Source organism: Arenibacter algicola (genome assembly GCF_018860365.1).
In the GTDB taxonomy this organism is placed as follows: domain Bacteria; phylum Bacteroidota; class Bacteroidia; order Flavobacteriales; family Flavobacteriaceae; genus Arenibacter; species Arenibacter algicola_B.
In genome coordinates, this window is sequence record NZ_JAHKPO010000003.1 from 417,691 (window position 1) to 434,040 (window position 16,350).

The 16,350-nt window shown below is 37.5% G+C and carries 15 protein-coding genes and 2 tRNA genes; 14 read left to right on the plus strand and 3 right to left on the minus strand.

The window, feature by feature from the left end:
- Complete coding sequence (locus tag KO529_RS03720) at window positions 1-1,263, plus strand: tetratricopeptide repeat protein (protein WP_215946563.1); 1,263 nt, start codon at window positions 1-3, stop codon at window positions 1,261-1,263.
- Window positions 1,264-1,317: 54 nt separating this feature from the next.
- On the opposite strand, the gene KO529_RS03725 is transcribed toward KO529_RS03720, so the two are convergent.
- A complete protein-coding gene (locus KO529_RS03725) occupies window positions 1,318-2,070 on the minus strand; it encodes an NlpC/P60 family protein (protein ID WP_215946564.1) in 753 nt (250 codons plus the stop codon).
- A gap of 22 nt (window positions 2,071-2,092) precedes the next feature.
- On the minus strand, window positions 2,093-3,268 hold the full coding sequence (locus tag KO529_RS03730) for an acetyl-CoA C-acyltransferase (protein ID WP_215946565.1): 1,176 nt from the start codon (window positions 3,266-3,268) through the stop codon (window positions 2,093-2,095).
- Window positions 3,269-3,505: 237 nt separating this feature from the next.
- Between KO529_RS03730 and KO529_RS03735 the strand changes: the two genes are divergently transcribed.
- The 4 genes from KO529_RS03735 to KO529_RS03750 all read left to right on the plus strand — a co-directional run bounded on the left by KO529_RS03735 (window position 3,506) and on the right by KO529_RS03750 (window position 7,372).
- The gene (locus KO529_RS03735; RefSeq protein WP_215946566.1) at window positions 3,506-5,554 is read left to right on the plus strand and encodes an HD family phosphohydrolase; all 2,049 of its coding nucleotides are present in this window, start codon (window positions 3,506-3,508) and stop codon (window positions 5,552-5,554) included.
- Between the two features lie 156 nt (window positions 5,555-5,710).
- Window positions 5,711-5,794: transfer RNA gene (locus tag KO529_RS03740), tRNA-Ser, on the plus strand.
- Between the two features lie 43 nt (window positions 5,795-5,837).
- Window positions 5,838-5,912 (plus strand) — tRNA-Pro (locus KO529_RS03745).
- A 227-nt stretch (window positions 5,913-6,139) separates the two neighbouring features.
- Entirely contained in the window at window positions 6,140-7,372 is a 1,233-nt protein-coding gene (locus KO529_RS03750) for a site-specific integrase (RefSeq protein ID WP_215946567.1), read from the plus strand.
- A 181-nt stretch (window positions 7,373-7,553) separates the two neighbouring features.
- On the opposite strand, the gene KO529_RS03755 is transcribed toward KO529_RS03750, so the two are convergent.
- The gene (locus KO529_RS03755; RefSeq protein ID WP_215946568.1) at window positions 7,554-7,769 is read right to left on the minus strand and encodes a helix-turn-helix domain-containing protein; all 216 of its coding nucleotides are present in this window, start codon (window positions 7,767-7,769) and stop codon (window positions 7,554-7,556) included.
- A 139-nt stretch (window positions 7,770-7,908) separates the two neighbouring features.
- Between KO529_RS03755 and KO529_RS03760 the strand changes: the two genes are divergently transcribed.
- The 9 genes from KO529_RS03760 to KO529_RS03800 all read left to right on the plus strand — a co-directional run bounded on the left by KO529_RS03760 (window position 7,909) and on the right by KO529_RS03800 (window position 16,338).
- Entirely contained in the window at window positions 7,909-8,274 is a 366-nt protein-coding gene (locus KO529_RS03760; RefSeq protein ID WP_215946569.1) for a hypothetical protein, read from the plus strand.
- A 9-nt stretch (window positions 8,275-8,283) separates the two neighbouring features.
- The gene (locus KO529_RS03765; protein WP_215946570.1) at window positions 8,284-8,628 is read left to right on the plus strand and encodes a hypothetical protein; all 345 of its coding nucleotides are present in this window, start codon (window positions 8,284-8,286) and stop codon (window positions 8,626-8,628) included.
- A 277-nt stretch (window positions 8,629-8,905) separates the two neighbouring features.
- Entirely contained in the window at window positions 8,906-10,084 is a 1,179-nt protein-coding gene (locus KO529_RS03770; RefSeq protein WP_215946571.1) for a TlpA family protein disulfide reductase, read from the plus strand.
- A gap of 1,167 nt (window positions 10,085-11,251) precedes the next feature.
- Window positions 11,252-11,779 (plus strand): GNAT family N-acetyltransferase, encoded by a 528-nt coding sequence (locus KO529_RS03775; protein ID WP_215946572.1) that lies wholly within the window; start codon window positions 11,252-11,254, stop codon window positions 11,777-11,779.
- A 133-nt stretch (window positions 11,780-11,912) separates the two neighbouring features.
- The gene (locus KO529_RS03780; RefSeq protein WP_215946573.1) at window positions 11,913-12,749 is read left to right on the plus strand and encodes a maleylpyruvate isomerase N-terminal domain-containing protein; all 837 of its coding nucleotides are present in this window, start codon (window positions 11,913-11,915) and stop codon (window positions 12,747-12,749) included.
- Window positions 12,750-13,147: 398 nt separating this feature from the next.
- Entirely contained in the window at window positions 13,148-13,714 is a 567-nt protein-coding gene (locus KO529_RS03785; protein WP_215946574.1) for a Crp/Fnr family transcriptional regulator, read from the plus strand.
- Between the two features lie 76 nt (window positions 13,715-13,790).
- Window positions 13,791-14,600, plus strand: coding sequence for a sterol desaturase family protein (locus tag KO529_RS03790; protein ID WP_215946575.1), 810 nt, complete (start codon window positions 13,791-13,793; stop codon window positions 14,598-14,600).
- Between the two features lie 125 nt (window positions 14,601-14,725).
- A complete protein-coding gene (locus KO529_RS03795; RefSeq protein ID WP_215946576.1) occupies window positions 14,726-15,247 on the plus strand; it encodes a hypothetical protein in 522 nt (173 codons plus the stop codon).
- A 248-nt stretch (window positions 15,248-15,495) separates the two neighbouring features.
- A complete protein-coding gene (locus KO529_RS03800; protein ID WP_215946577.1) occupies window positions 15,496-16,338 on the plus strand; it encodes a M43 family zinc metalloprotease in 843 nt (280 codons plus the stop codon).
- The last annotated feature ends 12 nt before the right edge of the window (window positions 16,339-16,350 follow it).

Genomic DNA, 16,350 nt, shown 5'->3' on the forward strand with positions numbered 1-16,350 from the left:
ATGAAAACAAATATTTTAATACTCTCGACTATGCTTTTTTCGGTAGTCGGAATTGCTCAAAAGGATGAGATAAAAACGGCTGATAAGGCGTTAAAGTCGGGCGATGCCATGGCTGCAAAAACAGCATTGGATGGTGCATCCTCACTAATTGCCAGTGCAGACCCAAAAATGCAGGCCCAATATTATTTTTTAAGGGGAAGCGCTTATGCTGAACTGGCTAAAAAGGGAACTGCTGGTGCTTTTGATGAAGCTATTTCTTCCCTTAAAAAAGTAAGTGAAGTAGAAGAAAAGAGTGGTAAGGCCAAATACGGATCGGATGCCAAGGAAAAACTTTCTGGTATGACCGCTGATCTGATCAATTCTGCTGTGGAAGATAACAATAACAAAAAGTACGAGGAAGCTGCCGGTAAACTCTATATGGGGTACCAATTAAGTCCTCAGGATACTGTTTATCTTTATTATGCGGCCAGTAGCGCTGTAAATGGAGGACATTATGAGAAGGCACTTAAATATTACAATGAGTTAAAGGATTTGGGTTATGATGGAGGCGGAATGGTTTATAAAGCTACCAACGTGTCTACTGGTGAAGTCGAGGAGATGGAGAAAACACAAAGAGAATTAATGGTTAAATCTGGGGCCTATAAAGATCCAGTGGACGAGAAGACCCCTTCAAAAACCACGGAAATAGTAAAGAATATTGCCTTGATATATACACAATTGGGTCAAGATGACAATGCGTTGGATGCTTATAAGGATGCAAGGGCAAAAGATCCAAAGGATGTGAACTTGATTCTGAACGAAGCCAATCTTTACTATAAGATGGGCGATAAGGAGAAATTCAAGGCTTTAATGGCAGAAGCTTCGGAAGTTGCTCCTGATAATCCTGATTTGTTCTACAATGTTGGTGTTATCAATATGGAACAAGGGTTAATTGAAGATGCAAGGAAAGCTTATAGAAGGGCAATCGAAATTAATCCAGGCTATGTCAATGCACAACTGAATCTTTCTACAACCTATGTTAACGAAGGTAACGGTTTGATAGATGAAATGAACTCACTTGGCAATTCCAAAAAAGATATAGCAAGGTATGATGAATTGAAGGAGAAAAAAGATAGTTTGTTCCGTGACGGGGCCATAATCTTGGAAGATGCCTTAAAATTGAATCCTGATAACCAAAGCATTCTTTCTCAATTAAAGAATATTTATGGTGCCTTAGGAGATAATGAAAACTTCTTGCGCCTTAAAAAGCTTAGCGGAGAGTAATACCATATTTCAACAATATATTAAAGGGCCTATCGCAAAACGATGGCCCTTTTTTTATATGATTTTTTTGATTACCCTTAGCTTATGGGTATAGGTATTTGTTTCGGCATTGAAAATTCCTGTATGGTCTATCCGGTCTATTCTGACCTTGCCAAAGGAATGGATAACATAGTTGTTCTCCATGATAATCCCTACGTGGTCTATAATGCCATCATTATTGTCAAAAAAGGCCAGATCCCCTGGTTCACTTTCCTCAATAAAACTTAAGGCTTCCCCTTGGGTAGATTGCTGTTGGGCTCCTCTGAGTAAACGATAGCCGTTGGTTCTGTAGGCCATTTGGGTAAATCCCGGACCGTCAATTCCAAAAGTGGTTTTTCCTCCCCATAGGTAAGGAGCGTTTAAATAGAGAAGAGCTTTGTTTACGAGTTGGTCCTTGTCCTGTTTTCCGACTGTGAACGAGCCGTCGAACTTGTGGTTTAAAGGACAATTTTGTGGTATGCACGATCCTAGGACAATAGGAAGCAGTACATTGTTCTCTGTTTCTATAAATGAAATAAGTTCGGAAGATATTTTTGTTGATTCCAGACTTTCCATTTCCTTAAATAGGTCTTCGTCAATAAAGGTGAATTGCTGATTACTGACCCAGCCTTCAAAATTATCGAAAGCATTACGGATCTTGCTCCATTTTTTTCTCTGATCCAATACCTTAAAATGTTCCCCGTACAAAAGTTGGGAAACCATTTCGCTGGTGTCGTCTGCAACGGAACGTATTGGGACAATACTAAGGTGGCAAATACCGTATTGCATGGGCTTGCTTTACAAGAACTTATTAATTTCTTTCTATAATTATTGCAGAAGCGCCACCGCCACCATTACATATGGCCGCTGCTCCTATTTTTGCTTTATTTTGATCCAGTATGTTGAGTAATGTAATAATGATCCTTGCCCCGGAACAACCCAAGGGGTGACCTAAAGAAACGGCTCCGCCATTCACATTCACATTTTTATCTGTAAGACCAAGTATTTTCATATTGGCGAGGCCAACCACAGAGAAGGCTTCGTTAAATTCGAAATAATCAACATCTTCCATGCCGATACCGGCTTTGGTCAATGCTTTAGGAAGAGCTTTTGCCGGCGCTGTTGTGAACCAATTGGGTTCCTGGGCCGCATCGGCATAACTTTTTATGGTTGCCAAAGGTTTTAATCCAAGTTCCTTTGCTTTTTCCTTGCTCATTAATACCAAAGCTGCTGCACCATCGTTGATGGTCGAGGCGTTGGCTGCCGTTACCGTACCATCCTTGGAAAATGCAGGGCGCAATCCAGGAATTTTATCCAGTTTAACATTTTTAAATTCTTCATCTTCGGTTACCAGTATGGGTTCGCCCCTTCTTTGTGGGACTTCCACGGGTACTACTTCATTGGCAAATTTTCCACTTGCCCAGGCATTCGCGGATCTTTGGTAGGATTGAATGGCAAAATTATCTTGGTCTTCCCTGCTAAATTCATATTCAATAGCGCAGGCGTCCGCACATGTTCCCATGGCCTGCTGGTCATAAGCGTCGACAAGTCCATCTTTTTGCATGCCATCGATCAATGTGGCGGGCCCAAATTTTTGGCCACTCCTTAAATGAATATAATGAGGTATTAGGCTCATGTTTTCCATACCCCCGGCAACAACAATATTATTGTCTCCCAATGCTATGGACTGGGCGGCCATCATCACCGATTTCATTCCAGAGGCACAGACCTTGTTGACTGTGGTACAGGGGACCGTATTGGGTATGCCGGCATAAATAGCTGCTTGTCTTGCTGGTGCCTGACCGGTTCCTGCCTGAACAACGTTTCCCATTAGAACTTCCTCCACTTTGGAAGGGTCCAATTTAATTTTACTCAATGCACCCTTAATGGCAATAGCGCCAAGTTCAGGTGCCGGAATGGTGGACAATGCTCCCATAAAGCTTCCTATGGGTGTTCTAACAGCGGAAACGATCACAACATCTTTCATCAAGTTCATTTTTATTATCTGCGAATTTAATAAATTAATGTGCAATGAGATGCGCAACGGTAGAATATTCCAAGTTATTTATGAACCCCTCACTGTTTTTTGGGTATTGGTAATAGATGAAATAAAGCCTACGCCCCTTGGTTAAATTCTATAAGTCCGTTTCAAAAGTGGTGTTATTTGGGCAAAGTGTCATTTTAAGTTTATATTTTTCTATTTTTGACTATATATACTTTCCGTATGCGCACTTTTTTGGATAGCCTTTATAAAAATCATTCCCTGGTTTATAAGTATTTTTTATATTTCTCGGCTGTTTTCTTTATTGTATTCTTTTTTCCACGTGGCGGAAAGTTTAAGTACGAATACCAAAAAGGCAAGCCTTGGCAATACAATAATTTTTATGCGCCTTTCGATTTTTCTATAAATAAGGGCGAGGAGGAAATTATTAAGGAAAAGGAGAAAATAGAAAGCAATCATATAGACTACTATTATTATGACCCCGGTATTGTAGCCGAAGTGGACAGCACAATTGGGAAGGAGCTGGGTAAGGTTTTTAATTCCGCCGGTTTCAACCAGAATGAACTAGAAAGGATTCAAGGGGTTGCCAATGACGTTTTGGCGGAGCTATATGCAAATGGCATTCTGTCCAAAATTGAACGTAGGAGTACTAGGAATAGTCTTTATCTGGTTAAGAACAATGAAGCCACTAAATTAAATTTTGATGATGTATATAGCTTATCCGAGGTAGAGGGTGTTATTAGGAAAAAACTGGCTCAAAGTAATTTATCGGCTTATGAGCCCTCTTTTCAGGAGTTGTTCTTCAATTTTATAAAACCTAATGTTAGTTTTGATGCCGATTTATCCAATAAGGAACTGGAGTCCGAATATTCAAAGATTTCCTATACGTTGGGGAATGTGGACGAGGGCAAGCTCATCATTGCCAAAGGGGAAGTGGTGGAACAGGAGGATGTTAGGGTATTGGATTCGTTGAAAAGTGAGTTTGAGTCGGAGTTATGGGAAGAGAACAATCAATATTTTATACTGTTCGGCTATACCGTATTGGTGGCAATGGTATTAATGATGTTTTTTCTTTTTCTTAAAAAATATCGCCCGGAAATCTTTAGGGACAATACAAAAGTGACCTTTATTATAGTAAATATTCTTATCATGGTCTTTTTGACCACCATGGTGGTCAAATATGATGTGGAGTATGTTTTTGTGGTTCCTCTATGTATTTTGCCCTTGGTGCTCAAGACATTTTTTGATGCAAGAATGGGGCTCTTTGTACATGTTCTTACCGTTTTAATTTTGGGTTTTGTGGTGCCCAACAGTTTTGAATATATATTTCTCCAAACTTTGGCCGGTATTGTAACCATCCTGTCCGTATCCGAACTCTATAAAAGGGCTAATTTATTTATATCGGTAGGCCAGATAACCCTTATTTATATTATTGGTTATTTTGCATTTCATATGATCCATGAGGGTAACCTCGAAGATATACAGTGGATGGCTTTTGGGTATTTTTTCTTGAATGGAATGATTACGCTCTTTGTTCAGCCATTAATTTATATTCATGAGAAAATATTTGGTTTGGTATCCGATGTTTCCTTGTTGGAATTGTCCGATACCAATTCCAAATTATTAAAAGAGTTGTCCAATAAGGCTCCGGGAACTTTTCATCATTCCCTTCAGGTAGCCAATTTGGCCGAGGCAGCGGCGAACGAAATTGGAGCCAATGCCATGCTGGTTAGGGTAGGGGCCCTGTACCATGATATTGGTAAAATGAACAACCCTACCTATTTCACGGAAAACCAGATTACCAATGTAAACCCTCATGATGACTTGGAGCCCATAGATGCCGCGGCAATAATTATTAACCACGTCATTGAAGGTATAGAAATAGCAAGGAAGAATAAGGTGCCGGATCGTGTAATAGATTTTATTCGTACCCATCATGGAACTTCATTGGTCTTTTATTTTTACAAAAAACAGGAGGCCTTGGAAGGGGAGGTAAATGAAGAAGATTTTAGATATCCCGGACCGATTCCTTTTTCGAAGGAAACCGCCATTTTAATGATGGCCGATTCTGTGGAAGCTGCTTCCAAGAGTTTAAAGAACCCCACTTTTTTGATAATCGATGAATTCGTAGAAAGGATCATTGAAGGCCAAATCAAGGGCGGCCAGTTTTTAAATGCCAATATAACCTTCAAGGAAATAGAAGCGATAAAGAAGATTTTGAAACAGAAATTGGTCAATATTTATCATTTAAGGGTAGAATATCCAGAGTAGTTGGTTTCTAGAATTGTTTGAAGCTTAATTAGATAAGTTGAATAATTGGACAAATAGTAAGAACAAGTAAAAAAAAAATTGAAAAATTGTTGCGTTCTTATGAATGAAAAAGTACATTTGCAACCGCATTTTTAATGCGTGAGCTTTGAAATTATTGGAGAGGTGCCGGAGTGGTAACGGAGCAGATTGCTAATCTGTCGACGGGTAACTGTCGCCAGGGTTCGAGTCCCTGTCTCTCCGCTTTTTTTTAGAGTAGTATTGTTGAGATGGTTTTAACCATTCTCGGGGTGTAGCGTAGCCCGGTTATCGCGCCGCGTTTGGGACGCGGAGGTCGCAGGTTCGAATCCTGCCACCCCGACGAACCTAGAAATAGGTAGTAGCAAAAACACTGTTAATCACTTGATTTTCAGTGTTTTTTGTTTTTACACATTTTATTTGATATCAAATGATATCATATGTGCACACCTAATTCGGTGTGCAATTCGGTGTGCAACGGTTCACTGGAATTGTAGTAACTTGAAAGAACTTTAGGGTAGGATTTGACTTTTTTCCTTAGTGATCATTGTCTAACTAAAGCCGTTTCAAATGAAAACAAACCAGACCTTTACGGTAATCTTTTTTACGAGAAAATCAAGAAGTGTTGCAAACCTTCTATCCATTTATGTCCGTATCACCATTTTGGGCAAACGTGCGGAGATCAGTTTAAAGCGAAATATCGATGTGGGCCAGTGGGACTGCATCAAGGGCAGGGGCAAGGGCAGGTCGGAGGAGATCCGTAACCTGAACGCCTATTTGGACCAGGTACAGGCGAAACTTATGCAGTGCCACGGCCAACTTGTCCAAGAGGATAAGATAATATCCTCAAATGCCATAAAATTGCGTTTTTTAGGGGAGGATAGTATAACCAAGAGTTTATTGGATCTAATCGAGTATCACAATGAGAACATGGTCCATGTCCTGAAGCCTGGCACCATGAAGAACTACTATACCACGGAAAATTACCTAAAGCGATTTTTAAAGAGCAAGTACAAACAGGAGGATATCCACCTGAAGCAGCTCAACTATCGTTTTATACTGGACCTGGAACATTATTTAAGGAGGTGCACGGACAAAAAGAAACAGCTGTGCCTTAACAATAATGGGGTGATGAAACATTTGGAACGGTTCAAGAAGATGGTCAACCTTGCCGTGAAACTGGAATGGGTAAATAAAAACCCTTTTGACAGGTTCCAATTGAAGTTCAACAAATTCGACCGGGTGTTCCTGACCCAAAGGGAATTAAGGCTTATAGAGGAAACTGAATTCAAACAGGACAGATTGCAACATGTAAAGGACTGTTTTGTGTTTTCCTGTTATACCGGACTTTGCTATGTGGATGTAAAGGAACTTACTTGGGATAAGATCACCAAGGGGATAGATGACCGGAACTGGATCTATACCAAACGGGAAAAAACGGACGAGCTGGTCAAAATTCCTATTCTTCCCCAAGCATGGGAGATTTTGGAAAAGTATAGGGATTACCCTACCCACAATGGATTGCTTCCCATATGTTCCAACCAGAAGGTGAATACGTATCTAAAGGAAATAGCAGGTGCATCTGGGGTTAATAAAAATATTACCTTCCATGTGGCCAGACATACATTTGCCACCACGGTCATGTTGTCCAATGGGGTACCCATTGAAACGGTATCAAAACTTTTGGGCCATACCAAATTGTCTACCACGCAGATATATGCTAGGGTAGTGGAGTCCAAGATTAGCGAAGATATCGGGAATCTATTGATAAGGTTTAAGGAAAGGGAGAGCCAAAGTGCTTAGGAAATGGGCCATTATAAATCATGCAAGTATCTATGGTCGAAAAGAACTTAACAAACGTAATAAATTGGATTTTAGCTGTTGAAAAGAAAGAAATATTTAGAATCTAGTCTATAGCCCAATTGCTTGACTGAAAGGTTAGTATTATAGTTTTACCTTTCACTGATAGACTAGTATGTTAGGACTAAAACTTGAGAAGTTGGTAGAGATGTACGTCCAACGCAATTGCAATGGCGTTTAACGAATAAATAGTAGGGTTAACCTTTCCGTTCTCCAACTTTTCAATTGCTTGTCTGTCCTTGCTGCATGCGCGGGCCAGATCGGATTGCGTCCATCCTTTCTTGTTGCGTAACTCTACTATACGCTTCCCAACCTTTTTATTTAATTGATCTTTGGTCATACAACAAATGTCATTCTATTATATGACAATTTTGTCATATAAAAAGTTGACAAATTAAAATTATTCAATATATTTGTCATATAATTATATGACAATTGAATCTGGGCGTGTCCGGGTAATTTCAAAACTGGAACAAATTATGAAAGCAAAAAAGAAAAGTCTAAATGTTTTGAACGACATTCATAAGTTGCATAACAACCTTATTGGGCTCTTAAAACAGGATCTAGGTAATTCATCAAATACTAATAAAGTGTCTATTGAAATCAAAGACAACAGTGATCTGCTGTTGAACATAGCGAGCCTTCTGGAAGTATGTGTATTTGCTCTGGACGGGAACGGAATGCTATTGTCTCCAAACAATCAAAATGTAACCAAACATGACAGCGTTTGCAGGGTGCTGGAATTGGTCCTAAATATACTGCCACACAGTCAAATGGATTTTATTGACTACGTAACCGAAAAGCTGAACGGTTTGGACAATGCCAAAACAAAATCATCTGAATAAATATGAACTATGAACCCAAACGAAGAAAAACTGATCAATAGCTTAAAACATCAGGCACTGGACCACCACCCTACATTAAAGCCCCACTCCTTCTTTAAAAACAAGTTTGAGGTCAGTCTCTTTTATGTTGACAATCATGTAGATTTGGTATTGACCGTCCGAGCCATGCTCTACTTGGCTATGAAGACAATCGACCCAGAACTAATTGATAATATCAATGACAGATATGAAAAGGAATACATCCGTCAAATACTTACAATTGCCAATAGATTATTGCCACAAGGAGAGGAGGCTCTCTTGGATGATCTTAACCTTTATTATAGAAAGGAAAGGTTGAGGGAAGGTTTAAAATAACAAGTTTGCCAAGAAAAACGAAGAGTAATTATTGAGGCATTTTGGTCCACGAACATTGCTCATTAATTTAGGAAATGCGTACTTTGGGATTGAAAAAAAAAATTATTCTATATTTTAAATTTGGATTAATTTTTCAGTTTAACCGTGGTTTGTTATATACATATTATTAGTTAAATTTTTATTAATTGAATGACATCTTAGGCAAAAATAAATTTACATTAGGAGACAACAGAATGGAAATACAATAACTCTAACTTTATCTGCCATAACATACATCATGAAAAAAGTGATTTATTTAATCTGTTTGATCGGCGTTAACGTGTTCGGTCAGGAGTCTGATAGCTCGATTTTAGAAAAAACCGTTTCCAAAATTTATGAGATTGAAACTGTAAAATATCAATCTACTTTTCAAGCTATGGATAGTGGAACCACATATTCAGATAGGACAGATACGATTTTCTTTGATTTTAGAAGCTCGACTTTTAATTCGACCCCTAAATATCATTTAACCAGCAGTGATGCAGAATTAATTTACGATGGAAAAAGACATATACAGTCATTGGTTAATGAAAAGGTGATTTTGACCAATGAATCACCAAATGCTAATAATCCATTGCTTCTGACAATATATTCTGTAAAAAAGCTTTTACCAAAATTAATGACTAATGATTCTATTCTAATCAAAAGGAAAAATGATACCATAATCAACAACAAAAGCGTCTATGTTTTTAATTTTAAATATAGAAACGGCCGAATTAATTGGGATAAATTTATTACGGAAAGTGTCCATGGTGCCTCATCCGAAATCACCCTAATGATTAGTATTTCGGATTATTTACCTAGAAAAATGATTATGGACAATGGTCCTACCGGAACAATGAGCCGGACTTATGATAACTTTGATTTTGAATATGTTCCTAGAGCCGTGGTTTGGACAGGTGAATTATTGCCAGAAAATTATTCAAAAATGACTTTCACTCAATATTATGAGATTAAAAAGAAAGAAATGCAGTCATTAAAGGGTAGATCAACCGAATCTAAAGCGATAAAGGACATTAAACAATGGGAGCTACCCAATTTAGAAGACGATTCTATGGTGGATGTTTCCAAGCTTAGGGGAAATGTAATTCTCTTAGAATTCTGGTTCAAAAACTGTGGGCCATGTGTTCAGGCAGTTCCAAAACTTAATGCAATCCATGAGAAATATAAACATGGAAAATTCCGGTTATTTGGTATAGAGTATCGAGAGGATTTCCCCCAGGAAAATTTAATGGCTTATATTGAGAAAATAAAAATGGCTTATCCAACGCTATATAAAGGAGGAAGTCTAGCAGCCACTTATGAGGTCACCGCAGCCCCTACATTTGTTCTTATAAGCAAAAAAGGTGATGTTGTTTATGCTGAATCAGGATTTAATGAAAAGGAAATCATTAAACTAATTGAGGCCAACCTTTAATAGTGCAAGGGGCCGACCAAAATCCTAACATTTGGCAATATTTTTTTAATCGAACGAAGACAGAAATTTCAATTTGTTCGGAATAACCAATATTTTTTAGGAATTAATTCTTTAATTAAAAGTGGCAATGGTTAATTATTAATATTTCCATTACTCATGTCTATTTCTGCCTTTCAAATATCGTCTTACTGTTTAGTTTCTGTATCTTTTGTATTAATTTTTTCTTCCCAAATCTTACCATAACTTAACTGCGCATGGATCCTGATTCGATTTTATAGTGTTCGGGCGGATAAGCGTAAATAAAATCGAATTAGGGCGCATTGTGCTTATGTTTTGGAGCACAATGCCCATGCCTTTATTAAGATAATATCCGATAATAAACGTTTGTAAACGGTTAATTTCAAACAAGTGATATGCTCATTTTATTCTGTCCGGTGCTCCAATGAGTATGATTGGGTCAGTATATTACAACGTTTATAGGCAATAGATGCCGTTTTGACCCAATTAACGAAAATTTACTAAAACTCTTCATAGCCAAGCCATTTAAGACCCGAGAATAGCACTAGGATATTATTTGCAGTAAAATCTCCAATGTTTATAGGAGTTTAGAGCGTATTTACATTAAAAATAGGACAGCATCTCCAATTTGATAAGTCAATATGTTACTAAAGATCAACAATTTATAAACCGTAACACCGCTTTAGCGTGTTACCCTCTTGCTATTCCCCCCTTAGTTTAGCAAACACACTATGCTGAAATGTTGTGAGATTTTTATTATTAGATTGGATAGGGAATCGATTAAATAATTGTTTTAAACAAAGGGTTGATTAGCGATTGAGAAGTGACATTGACCCTTTTTCTGAAATTGGTGAGGATCAAATACCATAGAATAGAACCACGTTGGTTCTATTGGATTAGATTAATTGCAGAATAAAATCAGCACTCTTATTTTTTGACTTTGTATTGCACTCACCTTATGGAAAGAGAAGCCAATATTAGGTATATACAACTTCTACTAGGGCCTAATCTTATTAATACTACCGAATTTAATATCCATTTTGAGAAGAAATAGTTCATGGATATTATGGATTTATTATCTTAGTTATTATAAGTGATATATAGTTATTAACTATATCCAAATGTAGGCAACAAGCTGAAAAAACAACCGTGATAAAATTAAAGTCATTTAAAATTAAAGATTGGGAATATCTCAAAAATTGGATTTCAAGTGAATCGGAATTAATCCAATTTGCTGGACCGATTTTCAATTTTCCTATTGACCAAAAACAAGTCGAGTTGTATTTATCTGACTCAAACCGGACTGTATTTAAAATAGAAAATGAAAATAATGAAACAATTGGAATTGCAGAAATAAATATTCCAGAGGAAAACGTTGCGAAATTAGCTCGGATTTTAATCGGAGAAAAATCACTGAGAGGAAAAGGAATCGGAACGGAATTGATTACTAAACTGACTGACTATGGATTTAACAATCTAAAAAAAGAAAGAATTATATTAAATGTATATTCTTGGAATAAGGGAGCAATTAAATGTTATAAAAAAGTTGGATTTTCTCAAACGGACAAACCAATAGAACTTGTGAAAGTTGGTAATGAAGAATGGGAATCAATCGAAATGGAAAAAAAGCCAGTTACCAAAAATGTACCCTATGAAATGCCAGCAGGAAAACCCTGAGTAATTAGTTGATTGGGTCTATACTACTTACGAGAATCCTCTCTGTTATGCTATTCGGTTTGTATTTAATGAATTTCGTTCTTAACCACGTAACTAATTATAAATAAAAACGACATGTGTTATTAATAGAAAAATGAAGAAACCAGAACAAATAAATGTGGTTGCGCTGATACCGGAACTTGATAAGATGCTCCTCGAGTTAGTGGATGGATTGTCAGCCGAAGATTGGGAAAAACAAACTATCGCACCTAAATGGAAGGTGAAAGATGTAGCTGTCCACTTACTGGACGGGAATTTAAGAACACTTTCAATGTTACGTGATGTGTATTATGGCGAGAAACCTGAAAACATCAATTCTTATGAAGATTTAATAGACTTCTTAAACAGGCTAAATGCTGATTGGGTCAAAGCGACTAAAAGGCTTAGCCCAAAAGTCATCGTTGATTTATTAAAATCATCGGGAAAAGAATACTGCGATTTCTTAGCTACCCTAAACCTCAATGATAACGCTGAATTTTCAGTGGCTTGGGCAGGAGAGAACGAATCTAAAAATTGGTTTCACATAGCAAGGGAATATACTGAAAAATGGCATCATCAACAACAGATTAGACTTGCGGTTGGTAGTGAAAAAGCATTGCTTCAAGAAAAATGGTTTTTGCCTTATCTAGATACCTCGATAAGGGCACTACCACATCATTATAGGAATGTAGAAGGAAAAGTTAAAGAACTAATCAAATTCAGTTTTCTCGGAGAAACAGAGAAAAGTTGGTATCTGAACTATGATAACAGGTGGGAATTATTCGAATCTGTGAACCAAATACCTGATTGTGAAGTCCGAATAAAAGATGAATTCGCTTGGAGAATATTTACCAAAGGAATAGGTAGGGAGGAAGCCATATCAAATTCAGAAATAATTGGAAAGCAAGAACTTGGTCTCAAAATTTTTGATATGATTGCGGTTATGGCATAAACAAAATAAAAACCGCACACAGAAATGTATCCAAAACTTCTATACCATTTATAACCTGCTCTACATTATATTTGTGATCCATGTTTCGGGCGTGGTCACGGGCATTTGTATAATTATAAGTTATGATAAGCCCGCCCTACTGCTATAAAAATATTATCCCATTTCCTTAGGTCACCCACCGCTATTCGTGATAAAGGCCCTCAATACTTCGTTATGGGTTTCAACTGCTAGCAGTCCTCAAAAAGGACGGGTTTGAAATTATCCGGATTTGGAGTATTGGATCCATATTTTCTTGTTTAAAATTTTAAATAAGTGAACTGTATGATTAATGCCTATTTGACAATAATGCAAATAAAAAATCATTAATTTTATGGCAGTCTAACACGATACTCAAATTCATGTCGTTTTTAGAATTTTATAACGCCATTTTAAATACTGAGGTCGCCTCTTACGCGGCCTTGCCCTATCCTGTAAAAAAAGCAAATTTCAAAAAGGGTTTGGTCATTACAGACTATGGACAAATTGAGAACGCAGTATATTTTTTAAACTCGGGGATTGTTGAAATGACCGTGAAGAGCTATGTTTCGGAAAAAATGATAGACTTCTTTTTCGAAAATGAAATGTTCACTTCGCTTACCTCCTTCTTGAACCAACGCCCTTCGGATGTGCAAATGACCGCTTTAACGGACTGTAAGGTAGAAATGATTATTTATGAAGACCTGATGGCTGCATATGAAAATTCACTTGATGCCAATAAGTTGGGAAGAATTGTTATAGAACAGGCCTATCTGAACAAAGCCCGGCGTGAAAAGGACTTTTTGGCCAAAACTGCAGAGGAACGTTATGTTGAAATGTTTCGTACCCACTCTAAATACCTATCTAATATTCCTGTTAATAAGATTGCCAAATATTTGGGGATTCACCCTGAAAGTCTGAGTAGAATTAGAGGCAAAATGAATTCCTAACATAGGTCAAGCCTATTTTTTAGTTTATGTTTTTGAGCGCATATATTTTTGCGGTCTAAATATTAAACTAAAGAACATGGAAAATTTTATTTCACATTTACCCTCACCCATCGATTTAATTTTCGACCCTATTTCCTTTATAGTTTTCACTATGTACGGGGCATTAATGGTATGGGAAGCTATTTTTCCTGCAAGGGAGCTTCCCAAAGTGAGATTTTGGAAGTTAAAAGGAATTCTGGCATTCGGTTTCTTCTTTTTTCTATCCTCCTACCTGCCCATAATATGGGATGGATATTTAACCAACTATCAGGTATTTGACTTGACTAGTTTAGGTCCTATTTGGGGAGCAATTGTGGCAATCCTAATTTATGAACTTGGTCTATATCTTTGGCACAGGTCTATGCACAACAGTGATAGGCTTTGGAAGGTGTTTCACCAAATGCACCATAGTGCAGAGCGGATGGACAGTTATGGGGCCTTTTATTTCAGTCCGATGGACATGATAGGGTTTAGTTTCTTGGCCAGCCTTTGCTTGGTAGTGATTGCGGGGTTCACACCGGAGGCGACCACCCTGTTTATTCTTGGCACAACTTTTCTCTCCATATTTCAGCACAGCAATATAAAAACACCGGTTTGGCTGGGATACATTATCCAAAGGCCTGAGGCACATGCCGTACATCATGCAAGAGGAATACATGCCTTTAATTATTCTGACATTCCTGTCTTTGATATGCTGTTCGGGACATTTCTAAATCCAAAACAGTATGAGCATGAGGCGGGGTTCTATGATGGAGCCTCCGAAAAAGTGAAGGAGATGCTCCTTTTTAAGGATATTTCCGAGACTCAAAAAGTAACTCGGCAAACAGAAAAATATTTCCAAAATTAAATACCTGGTTATGGTTTTATGGATCTCCCCTGAATAAAGTAAAGTGGTCTGGACCACAAAATAATATTACACCCAAAGAGTAAAAGTTGATTATTAAAAGTTCACCAACATTAAATTTTAAGATCATGAATAAGTTTTCAATCAGTTTAGCATTAATGGGCTTGACAAGTTTAGGATTCGCCCAAGATTCGTATTTCAATTCGCATTATTCTCAATTGGAGAACTTGGAGGTAATGGGATCCAACTATGAATTTATAGAGGATGTGCAGAACGACCTTACCCCAACCCAAGTCAAGTATCTTGAGAATTTAGTCTGCTATTGGGACGTGACCAAATTGGAGGAGTTTAAAGGTAATAAGGAACAGCCAACAGAGGTTACCTATAGGTCATGGCATGGCTATATTATTGCATCTTATGACCGTGAGGGTAAGATCCTGACCGCAAAGGAACATTTTAAGGACTTTACCTTACCGCAAAAGGTTAGTGTTTCCATTGCTATAAAATACCCGGAATGGACACGTTTAAAAACTAGATATTCCCTGGTTTATAATAGGAACTTGGGAACAAAAAAACTTTTTAAGGTACAAATAGAGAAGGACGGCCAAAAAAAGTGGTTAAAAATTGATGCATCAGGTAGAGTAATCTAATCCGTACTTACTGGATTCTATTAAATGGGAAGTTGGCAAGTCCTTAATTCAACTTCCATAATCCCTGAACCGGTGTAATATGGCCAACAGTCACAAGGTGGACTGTAATATAAACCGGGTATAATCAATGTTATTATCCTGTTAATTCATCATAAATTTTAATAAAAATGAAAATCAATAATAGATTTCACTGGTCGAGTTTGCTTTTTTTTCTAGTATTTTCCTGCAGTAAAGAAGAAAATACAAAAATGCCTATACAGGAACCTCCTTTGTTAGGTATTGAAGTCGTACATCTTCCTGTTGTGGTCCATGTTATTCACACAGGAGAAGAAGTTGGAGTAGGAGCAAACCTCTCAAAAGAACGTATCCTTAGACAGATAGAAATAATCAACGAAGATTTCCGGAGAAAGGAAAAAACAAGGGGTTATAATGAACATCCTGATGGGGGTGATGCAAAAATCGAATTTGTATTGGCCAAATCAAATCCTGACTCGGAACCTATTGATGGAATCAACAGAATAAACATGTCTATAAAAGAAATTAATGATCTAGGGTACAATCAAAATCATTATGCGCAATTCGCATATTGGGACCCAAGTAAATACATAAATATATGGACAACTCCACTACCACTGGATACAGAGTGTTTGGTTTTAGGTTCGGCTACCGGTCCTAAAACTGATCTTCCGGGAACCCAACTGCTAGCGACACCAAAACAAGGTGATGCTGAAGGCATCCTTATTAATTGGATGCATTTTGGTGAGTCCAATATTGTTTGCCACGCGAGATATGGGAGAACATTAACACATGAGATGGGTCATTTTTTAGGCTTGCTGCATACCTGGGGCGGACATGATTGTGAGCTCAATGATTACTGTGATGATACGCCGGCGGTTGATGAAATAGTTTTTGGAAGAAATTCCTTTGAAGGATGCTCAGGAGAAACGATTATGATAGGCAACTACATGAACTATAGTGATGATGATGTAATGAACATTTTTACCAAAGAGCAAATTCAAAGAATCTACTATGTTCTAGATAACCATATTGGAAGAAATAGTTTAATGACAAGTCCAGCTCTGCAATTGTAGCCTTACCCATTT